Origin of the sequence: Bacillus cereus group sp. MYBKT14-1, from assembly GCF_051915185.1 — a bacterium.
GTDB lineage: Bacteria > Bacillota > Bacilli > Bacillales > Bacillaceae_G > Bacillus_A > Bacillus_A cereus.
This window is the reverse complement of the sequence record NZ_JBQAEF010000004.1, coordinates 264249-285067: the sequence shown is the minus strand read 5'-3', so window position 1 is coordinate 285067 and position 20819 is coordinate 264249. Positions and strand designations below refer to the sequence as shown.

Here is a 20819-nt window from a genome sequence, read left to right as displayed (position 1 = left end):
TCCGATAAAGCATGGACAAAATTCTTTGTCAATAGTAAAATAATACAGAAATTTAAAATTTACAGAATGTATAGGTTTATCGTTTTACGATAACTTAAATGGAAGTAAGTTGTGCCAAGAAAAGTGAATGTTATCACAATGATACGTTCATAAACAAAATTATTTTTCCTATACAAATATAGCCGCGAATAATGCGGGTAGGAGGTGTTGTACATTTTTGTTCGACACTTACAAAAAGAGAGTGTCAATCGCACGCCCTTGAAGGGCCTTTTTTTGTGTAAATGGTAGTAAGGGAGGAAATTTTGGGATGGCAATGTTGAAAAAGTGGCTGCTTACGTCGTTAATGGCAGTGACACTTGTATTTGTTTCTTTTGCGAATACAGTACATATTACGTTTGCTGAAGGAAATACAGCAAAACTTGCAATTATTGGGGAATCACAAAAGGGCATTATGTTATGTCCGAAAGAAGAGCAAATTAAAGATGGGGAAACAGCTTTAAGTTTGCTGCAAAAGGTCATGGGGGACAAAGTAGAATCTGAAACGATGTCGTTTGGAACATATGTAAAAGGCATCGATGGTTTAATGGCCGGGGCTACAAGTGGTTGGACATACGATGTAAATGATACATCTGCACAAGTTGGGGCAGATAGTTATAAATTAGAGTCTGGTGATGTGGTTGTATTCCGTTTTGTTTCAGACTGGAGCAATATGAGCCAGGAAACATTGAAAGAAACGTTAGATAAGTTCGGAACGTGTAAAACAGAAGAAACTAACGGTGGCAAAACAGAAGAACCAAAGACGGATGATCCAAAACAAGAAAAACCAGAAGAACCGAAGACGGATGATCCAAAACAAGAAAAACCAGAAGAACCAAAGACGAATGATCCAAAACAAGAAAAACCAGAAGAACCAAAGACGGATGGTTCAAAACAAGAAAAACCAGATGGTACAAAAACAAATGATGAAAAACCAGAACAACCAAAGCAAGAGAACATTCAAGATCCAAGTGCACAATTAAACGAAGCCATTTCTAAAACATCAGATAAGATGTTACAAGATGGAATTGAAAGTGACTGGGTAGCTGTAGCGCTTTCTCGTTCTGGAAAGAATGTGCCAATTGAGGCAAAATTAAATTATGTTAAGTCAGTAACTGAAAAAGTAGAAAAGCGCATTAATCGTTTTTCAGCGACAGATTTAGCTAGAACAATTATTATGATGAATGCAATGAGTGCAGACCCTAAAAATGTAGGTGGGCATAATTTAGTTCAAAAATTGTATGAGTCAGATAAAGTGAATTCTGTTACAGGTTATGCATTTGCTTTACTTGCATTTGATACGAAGAAGTATGAGATTCCAGTTGAATCAAAATGGAACAGAGTTGCTTTAGTTGAAGCACTGTTAAATAATCAGCATACAGACGGTGGATGGACTTATAATAGTTCAGGTAGTAAAGATAGTGCTAGTAGCGTTGATGTAACAGGTATGGTTTTATCAGCATTAGCTCCTTATCAAGAGCGATCAGATGTGAAACCAGCTATACAAAAAGCTGTTGCATATTTATATAACGAACAGCTGCAAAATGGTGGTTTTTCAGCTGATGGACAAGAAAATTCAAATAGTACTGCGCAAGCAATTATTGGATTATCGCTTGTTAAAGATGTAGATCAAAATCGTCTTCATAAGGCAATGCAAAACCTATTATCATATCAACTTTCAAATGGTGAATTTAAATGGTTACCAAGTGATCAAAATGGTAACGGAATGGCTACAGAACAGGCTCTTTTAGCATTACTTCAATTTAAGGAAATGGGAAAATCTATTTATGATTGGTCTAATGTAGACGCTGGTAATGTAATTAAGCCAAAACCGATTGAAGAGCCAGAAAAGATCGTTGAACCAGAAAATAATGTAGTAGAAAAAGAAGTTACTGAAGAACCGAAAGAACAAAAACAAGTACAACAAGAAACAAAAGATGAAAATCTAAAAGTAGTTGTAGATAACGAACCGGTTAAGAATAAAAAAATCGGAAACGGTAACAGTCTACCAAAAACAGGAGCATCTTCTCATAGTGCAGCAACAGAAGTAGGTATGGGTGTATTATGTATTGCTTCTGCATATGTATTATGGAGACGTAAAGCAGCTTAACAAAAAATTAGGAGCAATTATTTGCTCCTAATTTTCGTATGAAAGGTGAGAGATAGGATGAGTAAGGTGAAATGGTTCATTTCTTTACTGCTTTCGCTCGGGCTACTTGCCGGATGTGAAGAGGCAGCTGTAAAGCCTGAGAAGAAGGTAGAACCGAAGCAAGAAGAGGTAGCGAAACAAGAAGTACAAAAAGATGAAGCGAAGCCGGAAGAAAAAACAGAAGAAAAGCAAGCTGAATCAGAGCAAAAGCAGCAAGAAGAGCAGAAAGAGAAACAAGAACAAAAAGTAGAAGAGAAGGCGAAAGAGGAAAAGCCGCAGGCACAACCAGAGGTAAAGAAAGAAGAGAAACAACAGGAACAACCGAAAGAACAGCCGGCTGTAAATAAGCAACCAGAGCAGCAACAAGCACAAGAAGAGAAACAACAACCGAAAGCACCAGAAGTAAAAGAAGAAGCAAAGGTTGTGAATCAGCCGAAAGAAACACCGAAGCAGGAGCAAAAAGTTGATCCGAATAAAGCGGAGAAAACGATACCGACTCCGGCAGTACCAAAACCTGAACCACCAAAAACAGATTCAGTACCAGTACCGAAACCACAAGCAAAACAAGTAACAATCTCGGTAAAAGGAAATAACGGATATATAATGGGTGCGAAAAAGATGGATGTACAAGATGGCGATACTGTGTATAAAGTATTACAACGTACAGGATTAGATGTTGATGCAAGCGGATCTAGAGATAGTATTTATGTAAAAGGTATTAATGATTTATATGAAAAAGATATTGCGGATACTAGTGGATGGAAATATCGTGTGAACGGTGCTTTTCCAAACCATAGTGCTGGTGTAGCTACGGTAAAACCAGGAGATACAATTGAGTGGGTATACGTATTACAATAAGAAAGGCATTCGGTAAAGGGCTATGAAAATAAGTTTTTCTTCTTTACATCCTTTTGTGAATTTTTTCTATTATATCGGGGTGATGATACTATGTATGATGTGTCTTCATCCTCTTTTTTTAATTGGAGCAATAGTATTAATTATTATGTTAAATGTGATGCAAGGAAATAGCGAAAAGATAAGAAAGATGCTACCGAGCACAATTGTTTTCTTTTTTATGGTAATTTTATTTAATTCGTTATTAACGCATAGAGGTCGAACTACGTTATTTTGGTTAGGTGATAGCCGTATTAAGCTTGAGGCGATTATGTTTGGAATAGTAATGGGGTTATTACTAGTTGCAGTTATGTTTACGTTTGCGTCATACAATGATATTATTTCCAGTCATAAATTTTTATATTTGTTTTCAAGAATTTCACCGAAAGTTGCATTGTTAACGATGATTACAGTGAGATTTGTTCCTTTGTTTATAAGGCGATTAAAGAAAATCACACTCGTCCAAAAAACGAAAGGTGTGCAGGTAGATTCAGGTTCGATAATAGAACGCGTCAAAAATGGTATGCAATTGCTGCAAGTATTATTAATTTGTTCATTAGAAGATGCACTGCAAACGGCAGATTCTATGCAAGCTCGTGGATTTGGTGTAACGAAGCGTACGACGTATATTCGCTATAGAATGGAAAGGCGTGATTGGTATACGCTCAATTATTTAATCATTTTATTTATAGCTGCTATTGTATGTAGTAATTATGGCGGAGGGAAATTGATTATTTATCCGAAAGTCGAATCTATTTTATTCCAGCAATACGATGGAATGATGTTTGTATTATTTACACTGTTTATTAGTTTACCAATTATGATGGAAGGAAGGGAATGGATATGGTGGCGCATGCAGAAATAAACAATTTATCATTTGTATATGCTGATGAAAATAAAAAAGCGTTACAGCATATTTCTCTTTCTGTTCAAAAAGGTGAGTTTATTGCACTTGCTGGAGGATCGGGATCTGGGAAGACGACGTTATTAAAACATTTTAAAAAGGAGTTACTTCCAATTGGTACGCGTTCTGGAGAGATATTTTATGAGGGTGTTTTAATAGAGGAAGTAGCTGATTTGTTATCTGCCCAAGAAATTGGGATGGTATTTCAAAACCCAGAAAACCAGATTGTTATGGATACAGTGATTCAAGAATTAGCATTTTCTTTAGAAAATATCGGATTACCATCACATATTATTCAAAAAAGAATAGCAGAGCTTATTAGCTTTTTAGGATTTCAAGATTTATTGCATCAATCTGTTCACACGTTATCTGGTGGGCAGAAGCAGCTTGTCAATTTAGCTGCGGTATTAGTTATGCAGCCGAAATTGCTATTATTAGATGAACCGACAGCGCAGTTAGATCCAATCGCTGCAAAAGAGTTTTTAGGATTATTAAAACGGATTAATGAAGAACTTGGAATTACGATTATTTTAAGTGAACATCGTTTAGATGAAGTTATCCCGCTTGCAACACGCGTTGTTTGTATGGATAATGGCCGTATTATGTATGATGGTAGTCCTAAAATTGTTATTACGGATATGTGGGGAGTAGAAACATTCCGTCCATTTATTCCGCAAATTCCAAGGCTATTTTTAGAGTGGAATGTGAGGGATATTCCGTTTACAGTGCGAGAGGCGCAAATGAAAATGAATGATTTTGCAGCGATATCATATATAAATGAGCCAATAGCACAAAGTGAAAAGCAAGAGGTAATTTTAAGCGCAGAGCATATTTCGTTCCAATATGAAAAAAATAGTCCGATTATTTTACGTGATTTATCAGTTTCGATTGAAAAAGGAAAATGGGTAGCGCTCGTTGGGAAGAACGGTACAGGTAAGTCTACACTGTTAACGATTTTAGCAGGATTACAAAAAGCGAGAAGAGGAAAAGTAAAGTGGAACGGAAAAGTGATACATAAAATCGATTCGAAAGAACGGTTTAAAAGTATTGGGTATGTATCGCAGCATCCGTATTACCATTTTACATTTGATACAGTATGGGACGAGGTTTATGAACGTGCGCGTGAATTATATGGAGAACAAGGAAAAGAAATAGCAGAAGATACGCTAAAACAGTTTTGGTTGTACTCGCTTAAAGAACGCCATCCGCATGATTGTAGCGGAGGAGAGCAACAATTACTTGCGTTATGTACAACGTTATTATCAAAGCCAACGTTATTATTACTTGATGAACCGACAAAGGGATTGGATCCATGGAAGAAAGAAAGAGTAGGAGAACTATTTAGGAAGCTGCAAAAAGAAGGTACAACAATTGTAATGGCAACGCATGATATTGAGTTTGCAGCGAAATACGTGGATCAATGTATGATGTTATTTGATGGAACAGTCATTATGAATGATGCACCGAAAGAATTTTTTAGCGGCAACTTCTTTTATACAACATCTATTAATCGATTCATTCGAAAAGAATTGCCATATGCATTAACGTGGGAGGATGTGTACGAAGCTTGTCCAAACAATATGTTGCATTCATAATATGTATCTTTGCAGTAATAATCGGCACATTACTCTTTACGACACTTGTCATGGACGGTTATTACATGTTAAGTAGTTTGTTTCTATTAGCGGTTATTATGTTACCTTTCTATATCCGTTTTGAAAGAAAGGCGTTTGTTTCACGTGAAATTGTTCTCGTTGCTGTATTAGCGGCAATTGCAGCAGTAAGCCGGGTGCCATTTTCTATTTTACCAAGTGTACAACCAACTTCTTTTGTCATTATCGTTTCTGCAATTGTATTTGGAAGTGAAACTGGTTTTATGATTGGTGCTACAGCAGCAATCGTATCTAATATTTTTTTAGGACAAGGTCCATGGACACCGTGGCAAATGTTTTCGTGGGGCATGATTGGTTTTATAGCAGGTTTACTTCGTAATACATTTTTTATGAAAAAGCTATGGGGGAGACTTCTTTACGGAGTAATTGTTGGCTTTTTATTTGGCTGGATTATGAATTTCTGGGGCCTTCTCGGTTTTATACGAGAAGCAACATGGGAAACTGTCATTTCGTATTATATCGCAAGTTTTTACTTTGATTTGAGCCATGCGATTTCGAATGTTATTTTCTTATTACTATTTAGTACTTCATGGATTACGATTCTTACAAGATTTAAAAACAAATACGGTATATTAGATGAGCATAACGTGACATAGAAAAGCATACTCATATAAGGTAGGGTCGCGACTTACATATTCGTTTGCCTCTTTCATGCTTCTTACATAATGTAAGGAGCATTTTTTTGTCAAAAAATCGATTCAATATGCATCCGCTATTATATAAAATTATTTGTATAATTGTAGGTGAGAACTTTTTTCAAAAGGGAGGTGTATAGTTAATGAAGTTAGTTATTCCGAAGCAACATGGTGCATGGGCCATGCTTGTTATTCCTTTTTTATTAAGTGTCATACTTGGGAAACCTACTATTTATCATATTCCATTGTTTTTAGCGTGGTTCTTTATCTATTTAGCTACGTACCCATTTCTTACGTACATAAAGCAAAGACGAAAAAAAGAGTTTTTACAAGTTGCCATTATTTATTTTATTATTGCGTTCCTATTTGGGATGATTTCTTTATTATATGAGTGGCGAATTCTTTTATTCGTAATAGTAATGATTCCATTATTTATAGTGAATATGTATTACGCTCGTCAAAAAAATGAAAGAGCACTATTAAATGATATTTGTGCGATTATTGTGTTTTGTATCGGTGGGTTAATTAGTTATTACTTTTCAATGAAGCAAATCGATCATACAGCATTATTCATTGCGCTTATTTCATTTTTATACTTTTTAGGTAGTACGTTCTATGTGAAAACGATGATTCGTGAAAAAAATAACCCGAAGTATCGTCTTATATCTTGGGGATATCATATCGTATTAACGATAATCGTATTTGTGATTAATCCGTGGTGTTCTCTTATTTTTATACCAAGTGTCATTCGAGCAATTGTGTTGTATGGCAAAAAAATTTCTATTATAAAAGTAGGAATTTTAGAAATTGCTAATTCTGTATATTTTTTAATCATAACGGCAATAATTATGAAGTATGCCATTTGAAAAAACTTCCCATCAATTGATGGGAAGTTTTTAATCTTTTTCTAAAATGTGAACGGTGTACTCGCAACGTTGAATAGCTTGTTCAACAGCATAAAGTGATTGTTCAATACGAGCGCGATTAAAATCTTTTTCAACTGTTTCGAGCGCTTCTTCTAAACAATTTTTAGCTTCTTGTAATGATTGAAAAGAATCTTGTACATATCCGCGAGCATTTTGATGCATTTCATAATCCTCCTTGCATGTTCGTATATGGGTAGTATGAACAGTAAGGAAGAAAATATAATTTGTTATATTTATTATATTTGTTTGACAATTAAAGTGGAATTACGTATAGTAAGAATTAAGTGAATATTTTCTTATCCAGAGAGGTGGAGGGACTGGCCCGATGAAACCCAGCAACCGCGATGCAGGTGCTAATTCCAGCAGAACATATTTGTTCTGGGAGATAAGACGAAGATATATACGTAACTTCTTCTTATCGGAGAGGTTTTTTTATTGCAAAAAAACCGATTACGAAAACTTATATTAAGAAGAAAGGGGTTGCGCATTACTGTGACACTCGAAAAATACGTAAAACTGCGTAGTACAGTTTATGAATATATGATAGAGCAAGATAAGCCGATATCATTGTTAGATATTCAAGAACATATCGTTTCGCATCATGAAGGAAAATTCACGAAAAAGATGTTGCATCAATTTTATTTATCAAGATTATTAGACGAACTAAAACTGGATGGGAAAATTACATTAGCTGATGAATATCTCTATGCTGAAAAAGGGGTATTGTATAAGGCGAGAAAAGGGAGCTAAGCTCTCTTTTTTTCTTAAAATAACGGAGTATGTAGAGTAAAAGACTGCTAAAGCAGCCTGATACAGGGAATGGTGTTGAGTGTGTAGTGTCAAAAATTGAATGTGCCTGAAAGAGGCAATTCATATCGGCTGCAAATGAAAAGAGACACCTTCGCCGAATAGGTGTCAGTCGTTTTGTCACGTAGACTTGCTACTTAACAGTAATTAGAATAACATGCAGGATTTTTGAAGTCAAAAGGGAATTAAAGGAAGGGGTACAATTATGTACGCTTACTTATTAAAAGATATAACGAAATGGATCCCAAAGTACATTGTAGATAAGGGATATGAATATTATGAAGATGGGCATGTAGAAGATGTTGAAATACAAGATAAAAAAGTGTTTGCTTTCGTTACTGGAAATGCAGGGAATTATGAAGTAGTTATCGATCTCGAAGATTTTTCAGAAAGTAACTGTGAGTGTCCCTATGAAAATTATTGTAAACATATGGTGGCAGTTGTTTATGATATTCAAGGTGCTGGTGAGAGTGCAGTTAAAGAGAAACTGAAAGATTTAGAAAAAGAAGAGTTACTTATATTATTAAATCGATTGTTGCAAAGTTCGAAAAACGTACAAATTGTAGAGAAGTTATTAAAGAAGGGGAAACTTTAACGTATAGAGGGAGTTGTTTTGTAGTGAACGTACTAATTATATATGCTCATCCTAACCCTTCAAGTTTTAACGCGGCGATTTTCAATCATGTGCAAAAAGGACTACAGGAAACAAATCATTCAGTTACCGTACTTGATTTATACAAAGAACAATTTGATCCAGTCCTCGTATTTAATGAAGAGAAGAAAAGACGCGATTTAGTAAATGAAGAGGAAACAGCTCGGTATAGAACGTTAGTAGAAGAAGCAGATACACTTCTATTCATCTATCCAATATGGTGGTGGGGGATGCCAGCAATTTTAAAAGGATTTATCGATCGTATTTTCGTAGCTGGATTTGCTTATAAATATGAAGGGGCTCTGCCGAAAGGATTATTGCAAGGGAAAAAAGCATGGGTTATTAATACGTTAGACTCACCTCTATGGTACGTCGCATTGTTATATCGATCAGCAGATTGGATTATGATGAAGAGAGGTATTTTACGTTTTTGTGGCATTCGCGATATAAAACGGTCAGTGTTTCAATCTGTGAAAACGAGTAAAGTATCAAAGCGTGAGAAATGGTTATTACAAATAGAAGAAAAGGCTCGTGCATTATGAATGAAGTCGATCGTATTATAAACTGTGTTCAGTATGATGGCGAACTTTTTCGGAAGTATGTTACGTGTTTACTTCAATTGAAAAAATGCAGCGAAACATTTCAGCAAATTCAAATAGAGTTAAGAAATGAGTATTTAATAAGAGGAATTTGTGAAAGAGAAGTAGATGAGATAGTAAGGGGAAGTAAAGAATATGAAACATATTTTCTTCCTAAAGCGTTACAGTGGAATTTTTTGAGGGAACATCCACACCTGATCGGAAAAATTTGCGAAGATTTTTTTGCATTTGAGTCATTACACCTTACGGACATAGAGTGGAAGACAGTTATAAATTGCGTGGGAAATAAGTGATTTATTATGTAAAAAAGCTAGTATAAAACTAGCTTTTCGTTTAAATAAATAAGAAACATAGACTAATGATAAAACCCGCATATAGTAAGTTCACAACACAAAATCCCATAATGTCACGAGCACCTAAACCAGCTATCGCTAATGCTGGTAATGCCCAGAAAGGTTGAATTAAATTCGTCCAAGCATCGCCCCATGCAATTGCCATTGCTGTTTTTGCAGCAGGTACACCAAGTTCAGCGCCAGCTGGAATCATAATTGGTGCTTGCACAGCCCATTGACCGCCGCCAGATGGAACGAAAATGTTAACAATGCCAGCACTTAAAAATGTAAAGAGCGGAAAAGTCGTTTCATTTGAAATGCTAATAAAGAAATTAGAAATAGCTCCTCCAAGTGAAAGTCCTTCACTATTTGCTCCAATCATCATGCCCATAATTCCTGCGTAAAACGGAAATTGAAGTAAAATGCCAGAAGCACTTTTCGTAGAGTCTGAAAAAGCACGAATATACTGAATCGGAGTACGGTGGAAAATAAGACCTGCAATTAATAACATAAAAATCACGATATCGAGAGTAAGGTTAAAACCTTTCGTATAAAAGTAATTGAAAATATAAATGAGACCTAACAATCCAACGCAAAGTGTAATAATAATGCTATTTTCCATCTTTTCAGCGAACGTATTTTTTGCTACTTCTTGAGCAGCAGCTTCTTCATGGAACACGCTAGGATTTACTGTAATCGTATGTTTTTCATCTGGATGCATCGCTTTATTAATGAGAGGCATCGTAATGAGAAAAATAATAACTGGAACGAGAGCGTATGGTGAGAATAACGTTTCTGTTATTGGAATCGCCTCTTTAATACTTCCAGCAGTCGTTTTAATTAACGTTTCACCGCCTGTTGCTAACGTAAGAGGAATAGAGGCAGAAAGACCGGCATGCCAAATGAGAAATCCAGAGTAAGAAGAGGCGATTGCTAGTCTATAATCTAATCCGTCCAGCTGCCTTGCCACTTCTTTTGCGTATAAAACAGATACAACAATTCCAAAGCCCCAGTTTATGTATGCACCGAGTAAACTTACAATTGAAATGGCAATAATGCCTTGTTCAGTTGTTTTTGGTAGTCTGGCAGCTTTCGTTAATCCTTTTTTAATAAGAGGAGCATTTGCTAAAGCAGATCCAGTCACGAGTACAAGTGCCATTTGCATAGAAAAGGCGAGGAGTCCCCAAATTCCATTACCCCAGTGATTAATCATTTCTACAGGTGTTTGGTGAGTCGCAAACATACCAAAGAAGATAACGAAAACAGTTAGTAAACATGATAAAATAAACGGTTCTGGCAAGAAGCGTTGCACTAAGGCGACGCAACCATTTGTAAAGGAACGAAACAAAATAGATCAACCTCCTTATGTATATGTATTACAATTATTCGAGGTTGTTTAGGAGATAACCTTCAATATAAAGAAAATTCAGATATTTACAGAGGGGTAATTTATTGATAGATTGATATAGAGCCTCGTATCAAATTCTGCTTTTAATATACTAGAAGAAAAACGGTTGGAAATGGGGTAGCACTTATAGGGATAGTATAGAGAAAGGTTACTAGCTGGCTTCAAAGCAACTGTTGCAAAGGGAGAGGAGATTCAATACAATAGTGTTGCATTACATGAGAAATATGTTTTAGCACAAATCTAGCTAAAAATGTTTATACAAATACATTTAAAATTGATGGGGGAATTATGATCAAAAGTTTTTATCTTTTAAAGCCTAAAATGTTTACGGCAGATATATATTATAAAGTTTTTATTACAGGTGACTGTATATATTTTATAAAGATTGGCGGACAGTTTCATAGCCGACATGCTTATAAAAAACAATTACCTGGTATTTCAGAGCTATTGTTTTTGTTTTGGTTCAAAAAAATTGAGAAAAAACAATTAAACTTAGAAACTGAAATAGATGCAAAAATACATACTGGCGATGTACATGAACTCTTGCAATTAAAGAATAACTTTTCAATTGAAATAAATATAATTGAAGAGGTACTATTAAATAAACGAGGAACGTTTCATACAGGTTTTAATGATAATGGAACAATTTCCTTTATGTTAAAAAATGATCAAAAAATAAAGTTCATCATACCGGAAGAAACTTTATTTTCATCTATAGAAGAAATTTTCGACCAATATGAACAGACAATCTTTGTAAGGGAAGTGTTTTAAAGGAAACGATTAATTTATTATCTTTTTAATAAAGTGATAGAAAGCTTCATTAAAAAGATGAAGCTTTTTACTTATAAAAGATAACAAAAGTAATACATTCATTACTACATTTGTGTGTGAATTCAAGAAAAATTAAACCACCTAGCCCCTAAAGAGAATATAGGAAGCAGATGGTTTAGGTGTTTTGAGAGGTATCCTGTTTTCAGGATTTAGTTCAAATTATTGATTTGCATTTTTATATCGAGTAAATTTAAGTTTCTGGAATAATTGTAATAGCAACGGTCCGAACCGGAGTCTCTATTTCGTCGCCTTTACTTTGGCTATTGTAGTATTTAATCATTAATTCGTTAAGTTCGTTTTGAAATTTTCCAAAGTGTTCTTCATCTAGCTTTAATTCTACTACAGAAAAAGTAGCAGTATCTTCTTGACTGTTTTGTTCCTCTAATTTCTTAAGGTAACTTTGATATTGTGTCATAAGTGATAACTGATAATAGGAAATGTAGTTTAACTTTTCATCATCAGATAATCCTTTCCATTCACTTCCTTCAATTTTTGCATCTTCTTCATTAATTGCGTAATATTTTTCAGAAACAGATTTTACTTTTTTTTCTTTAATTACATGGACGATACCAGAATCAACCATAGTTTGCAGCTGTCTATATAGCGTTGCTTGTGGCACATTTTTAATAATTTTTACCATTTCTAATGGTGTCAGCCCATCTTCTTTATTTCTCATTAATACTTGGCAAATTTTCATTCTTACAGGATGCATTAAAATTTCAACTTTATTACTCATTATATCACCTTATGTATTGTTTTTTTATTCTCATTATAAATAATGAGAATAATGATTGCAATCCATCCGTTTTTATTTTATCATTATCAATAATGATAATGAGATTTAAAAGGAGTGATGACAATGAAAATACATTATGGATTGAATGATCTTAAAGACATTGATATTATGGCTTTTCTACCCATTATATTACCAGTTATTGCAGTGGGAGCACTTTTAGTTTTAATTGCATTCATTGATTTATATCGACATAGGAAAACAAGAAAAAATGTACTTGTATGGACGTTAATTATTCTTTTCGTTAATATATTGGGACCTATCTTGTACTTTGTTATAGGGAGAAAGGACAGTGAGAAATTATGAAATTAGAGATTAAAAATGTAACAAAATCATTTAAAGGAAAAATTGCTGTGAATAATTTCTCGATGGAACTGCAAGCGGGGGAATGCGTCGGATTAATTGGACCAAACGGAGCAGGGAAATCCACATTAATAAAAGTAATTTCGGATATTACTAATCCAACTGCTGGTGAAGTTTTATTGAATGGGATAAAAATATCAAAAATGAAAAGTGAAATTGGTTATTTACCTCAATATCCTAATTTTTTTCATTGGATGACAGCGAGAGAAACGCTTACGTTTATGGGCCAACTTTCGGGGTTGAAAAAAGAAGAATTGTCAAAGTCGATTCCAAAAATGTTGGAGAAAGTTGGACTAAAGGAAGAAGAAAATGCAAAGGTTAGTACATTTTCTGGTGGAATGAAACAACGACTTGGTATTGCACAAGCATTATTGCATAAACCTTCGCTTATTGTCATGGATGAACCAGTATCCGCATTAGATCCGATCGGCCGGCGGGAGGTATTGAATCTGATTAAAGAAATAAAAAAAGATACAACCATTTTATTATCAACCCACATCTTAAGCGATGCAGAAGAAATCTGTGAACGATTTGTCATTATAAAAGATGGAACAAAAATAGAAGACACAACAATTACGGAGCTTTTACACCGTAATCGTGAAAATAAATTAATTATTGAAATAACAGCTAAAGATCAAAATTGGATTGAAGTTGTAAAGAAATTACCGTATGTGAAGAATGTAGAAGTGGTTGGGCTTAAAATCAAAGTGAAGGTTGAAAGTATCGAAATAAACAAAAATATGTTACTGCAAAATGCACTCGAACATAAAGTGGACATCGTTAAATTTAAAATGAGCAACGATACTTTAGAAGAAATTTTCTTGAAATTGGTGGTGTAAAAATGAATAACTCAATGGTATTGATAAAAAAAGAATATGTTCAAATGTTACGTGATTTTAAGATTATTTGGCTACCAATTGTTTTTATATTTTTAGGTGCAACACAGCCGATAGTAACTCATTATTTGCCATCAATTCTAGAAGCGTTAGGTGGAGGCCAGGGAATTACAATTGATCTGAGTATGGCAGCGCAAAAAGGGGGCGAAGTATTAGCGAGTACTTTAGGATCCCAGTTTGATCAGCTTGGACTTATGATTCTAGTGATTTCTATGATGGGTGCAATTCAAACAGATAAAGCTAATGGTATGTTGGCCTTTATTTTAACAAGGCCCGTTACTGTTACTTCATATGTAGGTGGGAAAATAGTGTCAAACTATTTAATGGTAGCGTTTAGTGTAACAATTGGATACGTAGCTTCTTATCTATATGTAAATTTTCTTTTTACTGCCGTTCCATTTGCACACCTAATTACTGGATTACTATTTTATCTAATTTGGGTTCTTTTTATCGTATCTTTCACAACAATGATAAGTGCTATTTTTCACAGTCAAGGTATTATTGCATTAATTTCAATTGTTTTCCTTTTAGCCTGCAGAGTAATCGTCGGTTTGAATCCAATAATGGATCAGCTTAATCCAGCCGGTATGAGTAAGTATGCAATGGAAACGTTAGTCACGGGGGTAGTAAATTCAAACGCAATAATTAATGGATTACTAACTATAGTGTGGATTTTATTGACACTCTTCGTAACGTATTATTGGATTGCTAATAAAAAGTTTCATTATGAATAACCGTGATGAGGGTAGTGGTTTCAAATAAAACAACGTAATAAGAAAAAGCTTCCACTACCGTGGAAGCTTCTCCAAATGATGTGCAATATCAATATACATATTTGAGTAAACTGAATGTATTTCATTACTTGGCGTAGCGTTAGAAGAGAAGTGGACAATTACCATATTTGCTTTCGGATCGATGTAAAGTGTTTGTCCGTAACTACCTAACACTTCAAAAGCACCCTGTTCATTGTGGGGAATCCACCATTGATTATGATAAGAAATGGAAGCTCCAGGGCCAATTGCAAGTTCACCTTCTTGGACATTTTTTATATCTTCAGTAATAGAAGAAGGGAGAATTTGTTTTCCGTTATATTCCCCGTTGTTTAATAGTAATTGCCCGAATCTCGCCATATCTCTAGCAGTTGCATTTAATCCAGCACTAGCTTGTTCTACTTTTGTTTCATCTGTAACGTAATACGCGTTTTCTTCCATACCAATTTGAGACCAAATTCGTTCGCTTACATTTTCAGCCAGTGATTTACCAGTAATAGTTCTAATAATCCAAGCGAGCGTTTCTGTTGATCCGTTATTGTAAGAAAAGGAAGAACCAGGCGGTGCCGTTTCTTCGGCTTCCCGTAACATATCATAAATTTTCATCGGACCGTCGTAATTTTTGCCGCGGGGTAAAATATTGCTAGCTAAATATAATTGTGCATCTTGATTTTCTAGCCTAGGTTGCTCATATCCATGAGTAGGATATTCAGCTGAAACTTGCATGTCCATTAATTGCTGAAGTGTGGCATTACCGAACGGTGTGTTTTTTAATTCTTTTATGTAAGTGTCAGCTGTTTTCTCTAAATCGATACGATTCTCTTCAGCGAGAGATTGTATAATTGCCCCGGTAAAGACTTTTGCTAATGATGCCATACCATGAGGTTCATTCTGTTTATACCCATTGAAATATCGTTCGTAAACAAGTTGTCCATTATGTACAACGACAAAAGCATCTGTTTTGTTATCATCTAAAAGTTTTTTTAGAGGAGTTGTATTTCCGAATCTACGCTCCACAGCAAAATCGTCTAAGTTTTGCAATGCGGAAGGGAAGTGAGCAATTTGGTCAGGATTGTTTTTTACGTCATTAACTAAAGTGAATTCTTTCATGTGTGTGTACGACCAACGTAAGTAAGGGTCATTTAACCAGTTTTCTTTTGTCACATTATGTTTTGATGGGGTCGTTTTATTTTGTTTGAAGTAAGTAAACCCAAGCCCTGTAATTACAAATATGAATGTTAGTATAAGTAAGAGTAGGGGAGATTTTTTTAGTTTCATATATGGCCCTCCTTTTTATTTCTACTATAAGTATACGCTCGTCTTGAAAGAAATACAAAATAAGGAAAGTAAACGGGGAAGTTTACTTTCCTTATTAACGTTAAGCGGAAATTTTTCCGTCTGTAGGTTGTTTCTTGAATTTTTGTTTTCGTCCGTGTAATCCATAATATAAAAGTAAAGTGAACGCAACGATAATAGCTGCGATAAAATACATATTATGATAACTGGATTTCGCTGCGACAATACCTAAAATGAAAGAACCAAAACCAATACCACTATCAAAGAATGAGAAATACGTAGCTGTCGCAGAACCACGTCTATGGTTTGGAGCGGCAGAAATCGCAATCGTTTGGAAACTCGGAATTAATGTTCCGTAACCTAAACCGATTAGCATACCTGCGCCAAGGAACCAAAATGAAGTTTGTGCTTGGCTTAATATGAACATTCCGATTGTGAAAATAATGATAGCAGGGTAAACGAGTACATTTTCACCGAAGCGATCAAAAATCTTTCCTGTAAATGGACGAGAAATGACAACAACAAGTGCGTATAAAATAAAGAAGTAACTTGCAATTTCACTTAAACCGAGTTCTTTCGCATAAATAGGAATAAAGGATAAAATACCACTATAAGAAAAGGCTAAAACAAATCCTGTAAGTGCAATCGGAATAGAAGATGGTTCGATTAAGTCTTTCCATTTCATTTTTTCACGTTTTTGTTTGCTAACAGGTGCTTCGTGCGGAATATCTACAAGTAGTCCTAATAAAAATGCAAGTAATGAAAATACGGAACAAACGATAAATAACACAGTAAACGAAAAATGAGAAATAATTGTTAAACCTAAAAAAGGACCAATTACCATCGGCAGACTCATAAATACGCCGAAATATGCAAGCGCTTCGCCTCGTCGATGAGCTGGCGCAACATCAGTTACAATCGTACCAGTAGCTGTCGTTGCCATCCCGAACCCAATACCGTGCAAGAAGCGAAGGGCAAGTAATAAGAATAAACTTTGCGCACCGAAATACATAACAGTAGCGGCTAAAAATAATGAAAGTGAAATAAATAATATTTTCTTTCTTCCTAAATCATCGAGCCATTTTCCTGTGAATGGTCTACATAAAACAGAAGAAATAAGAAACACAGTTGCAACTAAACCAATTTCCTCAGGTTTTCCTTTTAGGCCGTCTATAACATAGACAGGCAGAGTAGTCATAAGCATGTAAAATGTTAAGAAGAGAAATAGACTACTAAAACAAGTTCCGAGGAAATCCTTCGTCCAAAGTTTCTCACTTTGCATCGTCATCCCTCCAATTTAATCTAAATTTTTAATAATTTGTTGTAACACTTGAAATGCTTGATGTAAATCATCTTCATTAATACCTTCTAGCGTTTTTTCTTCGAAAGTATCAACTTCTTCTTGCCATACTGGAATCATCTTTATCGCTGTTTCGGATAAAGAAATGAGCTTCTCGCGGCGATCTTTACCTTCTGTACGAATAATCCATCCCATCGTTTCCATACGTGTTAACGTACGAGTCATCGTTGGTGATTCAACATTTAAATACTGGCACAATTCTGTTTGCGTACAAGAACCAGTTTGATTAATGCGGAAAATAACAGCCCATTGCGCACTAAATAACCCTGTTGGAGATACACGTTCATTAAATTTCTTCGTAAACTTTCGAGAAGTCTGGCTGACGATGTGAAAAAAATGTTGTTTTTCGTCCATGTATTTTGATCCTTTCAAATTAGTTACCTAGCTAACTATATACTTTTTTATAATAATTGTCTAGTAATAGACATGTTGATTTATGTAAAAAATTCTTATAGGTTTTATGTTGCGAACGTATATTCTACGTGCTATTCTTTAATTAAGTAAAGAATTTTCTTTCTATTAAATAGAATGGGGGAACTTGTGATGATTAAGCCTGCAACAATGGAGTTTGTTTCACTATCGAACGGAGAAACGATTGCATATCAGGAAGTTGGAAGGCGAAATACAGATATTCTTGTACTCATTCACGGGAACATGACATCGTCACAGCATTGGGATTTAGTTATTGAAAAGTTGCAAGATCAATACCATATTTACGCTCTTGATTTAAGAGGGTTTGGACAATCAACGTATAATCAGTCGATAGATTCATTACAAGACTTTGCAGACGATGTAAAAATATTTATTGACGAGTTAAAGCTAGAGAAATTTTCATTAATGGGCTGGTCAATGGGTGGTGGCGTTGCGATGCAATTTACAGCGAATCACCCAACTTTTGTAGAAAAGTTAATTTTAGTAGAATCAGTAGGAATGAAAGGATACCCAATCTTTAAAAAAGATACGAATGGGCAGCCGATTGTATCAAGTTTAGTAAAGACGAAAGAAGAAATTGCGCAAGATCCAGTACAAATCGCTCCAGTATTAGACGCGATAAAAAATATGAACAAACTATATTACCGTACAGTATGGAATCTATTAATATATACACATAATCAACCTGAACCGGACCGTTATGAAAAGTATTTAGATGATATGTTAACGCAACGTAATTTCGTAGATGTGAATTATGCGCTCATTACATTTAATATTTCAGATGAACATAACGGGGTTGTAGAGGGAAGTAAGCAAATTCATCGTATTAAAGCGCCAACACTCGTCATACAAGGTGATAGAGATTATGTCGTACCGCAAGTAGTCGGTGAGGAATTAGCGAAACATTTGCCAAATGCAGAGTTGAAGGTATTAGAAGATTGCGGACACTCGCCGTTTATTGATTGTTTAGATGTATTTATAAAACATGTAGAGGATTGGTTAGAACAGAAATAATCCCCGAAATGAGAAGTGTTGCATATACTATAACATTTGTATGTATAAGGGGAGATTATCAATGCATAAACCATCCTTAATCGCTTATTCGCCATATAATCATCATATCTATACAAAAATAATGATAGATCCGATGTATATGCAAGTTTCACCAGCTGTAGTTCCTTTACAAATGCAGCAGCCACTAACAGCTCATATGCAACATTACTTATATGGACCTTCATTTTATGAAAATCCATATTTTAAACACTTTCATTACAATGTGAAAGCGCAAGTTTGGGAAGGATAAGATAACAAGCTAAAAGGTTCATTCTTTTAGCTTGTTTTTTATTGCGAATATTCGTACACGCATTTGAAGAAACAGTTTATAATGAAAAGTGGAAGCGTGAGAAGGAGAGGGACAGAGGATGTCAATGCGTTTTACTTTTTGGATTATGGTTGGGATTGTAGCAATCTCGGGTTTGTCACAAGGAATGCTTTTACCGGCCATTGCAATGATTTTTGAACAAGAAGGGGTTAGTTCAAGTATTAACGGTATTCATGCGACAGCACTATACATTGGGATATTAGTGATCTCACCGTTTCTTGAAAAACCGATGCAAAGGTTTGGAATGAAGCCAATTATCGTGATTGGTGGGTTTCTCGTTATTATTTCATTATTCTTTTTTACACAAACATTTTCGTTTTGGGTATGGTTTATCCTTAGATTTCTAGTTGGCGTGGGAGATCATATGCTACATGTCGGAACACAAACATGGATTACGACAACATCGGATCCGAGTAAAATAGGTAGACAAGTATCGATATATGGTGTATTCTTCGGAATTGGTTTTGCCGTCGGTCCATATTTAGCAAGCACAGTTCAGTACGGTCTTGCAACGCCATTTATTATATCTACTATACTTTGTCTAATAGGTTGGCTGTTATTATTACCAACAAAAAATGCATTCCCGGCGCAAGATGAAAGAGAAGTGAAGAGTGAATCATCATTTTCTCGTTATAAACAAGTTGTTGGATTAGGATGGATTGCACTGCTGGGACCACTTGCATATGGCGTACTGGAAGCAATGTTAAACAGTAACTTACCAGTATACGCGCTTCGAAAAGGATGGTCTGTTTCAGAAGTATCCTTCTTATTACCAGCATTTGCAGTTGGGGGCATTATTACACAAATTCCGCTCGGTATATTAAGTGACAAATACGGAAGGGATCGTATTTTAACGTGGACGTTCTGCATAAGTACGGGCATTTTCTTGCTTGCAGCCGTATTTGATCAATATTATTGGATCGTCTTTGCCTGCATGTTGTTAGCGGGTATGGTCATTGGATCGTGCTTCTCGTTAGGACTTGGATTTATGACAGATTTATTACCGAGACATTTACTACCGGCAGGTAATATATTATCTGGAATTGCCTTTAGTTTAGGAAGTATTATGGGACCTGTATTAGGCGGCGTATTTATAGAAAAAATACAGTATACAAGCTTTTTTATTGCGGTTATGATTATAATGGGAATTCTCGCAATGTTATATATGGTCTACATGAAAAATCAATTCGCATCAAGAAAAATAGAAAGTAGGTTAGGGCATGACAAAACAACCTAATAAAAAGAAATTTGAAGTACTTGAAAATGAAACAATTACAGACTGCTTAGCACGTATGGAACAAGAAGGCTACGCTCCGTCTCGTCGTATGGAAGAGCCAATCTTTCATGAAGTAAAGAAAGACGGCAAAACAGTAGTTGAGCCGTGCGGTAGGAAGATTGTTTTTGAAGGGAAATTGAAGTAATCAAATAACAAATTCTCTTTATAGTATAGAGCCATCCAATAGTTGGGTGGCTTGTTTTTTTATTAATCAATGAAGGAATTGAATAGAATGAATCTCTCGTTCATTTCTCCTAATTGGCTTCTTTATATGGGGCAAAAGATTGCTACTTTTTTCGTATATTGGTAAAATAAGTTCTTGGGTCTTACTTATTGTTATCGGTATAATGTTTGTCGCTTGAATGAAAGAAATTAGTTGCAAAAATTTCGCACTATGTAAAGGGGT

At 35.1% G+C, this 20819-nt stretch carries 24 protein-coding genes and 1 riboswitch; of the genes, 18 read left to right on the top strand and 6 right to left on the bottom strand.

Annotated features, from left to right (window positions below; translation table 11 throughout):
• Nucleotides 1-307 precede the first annotated feature (307 nt).
• The 6 genes from ACTFO4_RS13855 (at nucleotide 308) to ACTFO4_RS13830 (ending at nucleotide 7157) form a co-directional block, all read left to right on the top strand.
• Entirely contained in the window at nucleotides 308-2146 is a 1839-nt protein-coding gene (locus tag ACTFO4_RS13855; RefSeq protein WP_440014353.1) for a DUF4430 domain-containing protein, read from the top strand.
• Nucleotides 2147-2203: 57 nt separating this feature from the next.
• The gene (locus ACTFO4_RS13850) at nucleotides 2204-3043 is read left to right on the top strand and encodes a DUF4430 domain-containing protein (RefSeq protein WP_061457488.1); all 840 of its coding nucleotides are present in this window, start codon (nucleotides 2204-2206) and stop codon (nucleotides 3041-3043) included.
• 22 nt (nucleotides 3044-3065) lie between these two features.
• Complete coding sequence (locus ACTFO4_RS13845) at nucleotides 3066-3944, top strand: energy-coupling factor transporter transmembrane component T (protein WP_031312309.1); 879 nt, start codon at nucleotides 3066-3068, stop codon at nucleotides 3942-3944.
• On the top strand, nucleotides 3917-5578 hold the full coding sequence (locus ACTFO4_RS13840) for an ABC transporter ATP-binding protein (protein ID WP_440014352.1): 1662 nt from the start codon (nucleotides 3917-3919) through the stop codon (nucleotides 5576-5578). Before ACTFO4_RS13845 ends, ACTFO4_RS13840 begins: the two co-directional genes overlap by 28 nt.
• The gene (locus tag ACTFO4_RS13835; RefSeq protein WP_440014351.1) at nucleotides 5551-6252 is read left to right on the top strand and encodes an ECF transporter S component; all 702 of its coding nucleotides are present in this window, start codon (nucleotides 5551-5553) and stop codon (nucleotides 6250-6252) included. Before ACTFO4_RS13840 ends, ACTFO4_RS13835 begins: the two co-directional genes overlap by 28 nt.
• 182 nt (nucleotides 6253-6434) lie before the next feature.
• Complete coding sequence (locus ACTFO4_RS13830) at nucleotides 6435-7157, top strand: YwiC-like family protein (protein ID WP_440014350.1); 723 nt, start codon at nucleotides 6435-6437, stop codon at nucleotides 7155-7157.
• A gap of 30 nt (nucleotides 7158-7187) precedes the next feature.
• Here the strand turns inward: ACTFO4_RS13830 and ACTFO4_RS13825 are convergent, their stop codons facing one another.
• Nucleotides 7188-7379, bottom strand: coding sequence for a hypothetical protein (locus ACTFO4_RS13825; RefSeq protein WP_000554032.1), 192 nt, complete (start codon nucleotides 7377-7379; stop codon nucleotides 7188-7190).
• Between the two features lie 131 nt (nucleotides 7380-7510).
• Nucleotides 7511-7609, top strand: a riboswitch (SAM riboswitch).
• 100 nt (nucleotides 7610-7709) lie between these two features.
• Here ACTFO4_RS13825 and ACTFO4_RS13820 point away from each other — a divergent pair.
• From ACTFO4_RS13820 to ACTFO4_RS13805, 4 genes are all read left to right on the top strand, one after another.
• Nucleotides 7710-7967, top strand: coding sequence for a hypothetical protein (locus tag ACTFO4_RS13820; RefSeq protein WP_000171476.1), 258 nt, complete (start codon nucleotides 7710-7712; stop codon nucleotides 7965-7967).
• Nucleotides 7968-8229: 262 nt separating this feature from the next.
• The gene (locus ACTFO4_RS13815) at nucleotides 8230-8619 is read left to right on the top strand and encodes an SWIM zinc finger family protein (RefSeq protein ID WP_000271529.1); all 390 of its coding nucleotides are present in this window, start codon (nucleotides 8230-8232) and stop codon (nucleotides 8617-8619) included.
• A 23-nt stretch (nucleotides 8620-8642) separates the two neighbouring features.
• Nucleotides 8643-9218: an NAD(P)H-dependent oxidoreductase gene (locus ACTFO4_RS13810; protein WP_001101572.1), complete on the top strand. Its 576-nt coding sequence runs from the start codon at nucleotides 8643-8645 to the stop codon at nucleotides 9216-9218.
• Nucleotides 9215-9568 carry a group-specific protein gene (locus ACTFO4_RS13805; protein WP_440014349.1) on the top strand — a complete coding sequence of 118 codons (354 nt, stop codon included), beginning with the start codon at nucleotides 9215-9217 and terminating at the stop codon, nucleotides 9566-9568. The genes ACTFO4_RS13810 and ACTFO4_RS13805 overlap by 4 nt, the downstream gene beginning before the upstream one ends.
• Before the next feature lie 40 nt (nucleotides 9569-9608).
• Here the strand turns inward: ACTFO4_RS13805 and ACTFO4_RS13800 are convergent, their stop codons facing one another.
• The gene (locus ACTFO4_RS13800) at nucleotides 9609-10955 is read right to left on the bottom strand and encodes a short-chain fatty acid transporter (protein ID WP_440014348.1); all 1347 of its coding nucleotides are present in this window, start codon (nucleotides 10953-10955) and stop codon (nucleotides 9609-9611) included.
• Between the two features lie 348 nt (nucleotides 10956-11303).
• Here ACTFO4_RS13800 and ACTFO4_RS13795 point away from each other — a divergent pair, with 348 nt between their 5' ends.
• Nucleotides 11304-11786: a hypothetical protein gene (locus ACTFO4_RS13795; protein WP_000597306.1), complete on the top strand. Its 483-nt coding sequence runs from the start codon at nucleotides 11304-11306 to the stop codon at nucleotides 11784-11786.
• A 250-nt stretch (nucleotides 11787-12036) separates the two neighbouring features.
• Here ACTFO4_RS13795 and ACTFO4_RS13790 read toward each other — a convergent pair whose 3' ends face one another.
• Nucleotides 12037-12582 (bottom strand): transcriptional regulator, encoded by a 546-nt coding sequence (locus tag ACTFO4_RS13790; RefSeq protein ID WP_049108471.1) that lies wholly within the window; start codon nucleotides 12580-12582, stop codon nucleotides 12037-12039.
• 123 nt (nucleotides 12583-12705) lie between these two features.
• Here ACTFO4_RS13790 and ACTFO4_RS13785 point away from each other — a divergent pair, with 123 nt between their 5' ends.
• From ACTFO4_RS13785 to ACTFO4_RS13775, 3 genes are read left to right on the top strand one after another with little or no spacing between them, the layout of a single operon-like run.
• Nucleotides 12706-12945 (top strand): PLD nuclease N-terminal domain-containing protein, encoded by a 240-nt coding sequence (locus ACTFO4_RS13785; protein ID WP_000690914.1) that lies wholly within the window; start codon nucleotides 12706-12708, stop codon nucleotides 12943-12945.
• Entirely contained in the window at nucleotides 12942-13841 is a 900-nt protein-coding gene (locus ACTFO4_RS13780; RefSeq protein ID WP_023522500.1) for an ABC transporter ATP-binding protein, read from the top strand. The genes ACTFO4_RS13785 and ACTFO4_RS13780 overlap by 4 nt, the downstream gene beginning before the upstream one ends.
• A 2-nt stretch (nucleotides 13842-13843) precedes the next feature.
• Nucleotides 13844-14632: an ABC transporter permease subunit gene (locus ACTFO4_RS13775; RefSeq protein ID WP_063536890.1), complete on the top strand. Its 789-nt coding sequence runs from the start codon at nucleotides 13844-13846 to the stop codon at nucleotides 14630-14632.
• Nucleotides 14633-14686: 54 nt separating this feature from the next.
• Here ACTFO4_RS13775 and ACTFO4_RS13770 read toward each other — a convergent pair whose 3' ends face one another.
• The 3 genes from ACTFO4_RS13770 to ACTFO4_RS13760 form a co-directional block, all read right to left on the bottom strand.
• Complete coding sequence (locus ACTFO4_RS13770; protein ID WP_440014347.1) at nucleotides 14687-15946, bottom strand: serine hydrolase domain-containing protein; 1260 nt, start codon at nucleotides 15944-15946, stop codon at nucleotides 14687-14689.
• Nucleotides 15947-16046: 100 nt separating this feature from the next.
• On the bottom strand, nucleotides 16047-17246 hold the full coding sequence (locus ACTFO4_RS13765; RefSeq protein ID WP_001190318.1) for an MFS transporter: 1200 nt from the start codon (nucleotides 17244-17246) through the stop codon (nucleotides 16047-16049).
• Nucleotides 17247-17261: 15 nt separating this feature from the next.
• On the bottom strand, nucleotides 17262-17678 hold the full coding sequence (locus ACTFO4_RS13760; RefSeq protein ID WP_000343680.1) for a MarR family winged helix-turn-helix transcriptional regulator: 417 nt from the start codon (nucleotides 17676-17678) through the stop codon (nucleotides 17262-17264).
• A gap of 189 nt (nucleotides 17679-17867) precedes the next feature.
• Here ACTFO4_RS13760 and phaZ point away from each other — a divergent pair, with 189 nt between their 5' ends.
• The 4 genes from phaZ (at nucleotide 17868) to ACTFO4_RS13740 (ending at nucleotide 20558) form a co-directional block, all read left to right on the top strand.
• Complete coding sequence (gene phaZ / locus ACTFO4_RS13755) at nucleotides 17868-18770, top strand: intracellular short-chain-length polyhydroxyalkanoate depolymerase (protein WP_251186538.1); 903 nt, start codon at nucleotides 17868-17870, stop codon at nucleotides 18768-18770.
• Nucleotides 18771-18831: 61 nt separating this feature from the next.
• Nucleotides 18832-19059 (top strand): hypothetical protein, encoded by a 228-nt coding sequence (locus ACTFO4_RS13750; protein ID WP_000549500.1) that lies wholly within the window; start codon nucleotides 18832-18834, stop codon nucleotides 19057-19059.
• A 118-nt stretch (nucleotides 19060-19177) separates the two neighbouring features.
• Entirely contained in the window at nucleotides 19178-20374 is a 1197-nt protein-coding gene (locus tag ACTFO4_RS13745; protein ID WP_000062799.1) for an MFS transporter, read from the top strand.
• The gene (locus tag ACTFO4_RS13740; RefSeq protein ID WP_000166303.1) at nucleotides 20358-20558 is read left to right on the top strand and encodes an NETI motif-containing protein; all 201 of its coding nucleotides are present in this window, start codon (nucleotides 20358-20360) and stop codon (nucleotides 20556-20558) included. The genes ACTFO4_RS13745 and ACTFO4_RS13740 overlap by 17 nt, the downstream gene beginning before the upstream one ends.
• The last annotated feature ends 261 nt before the right edge of the window (nucleotides 20559-20819 follow it).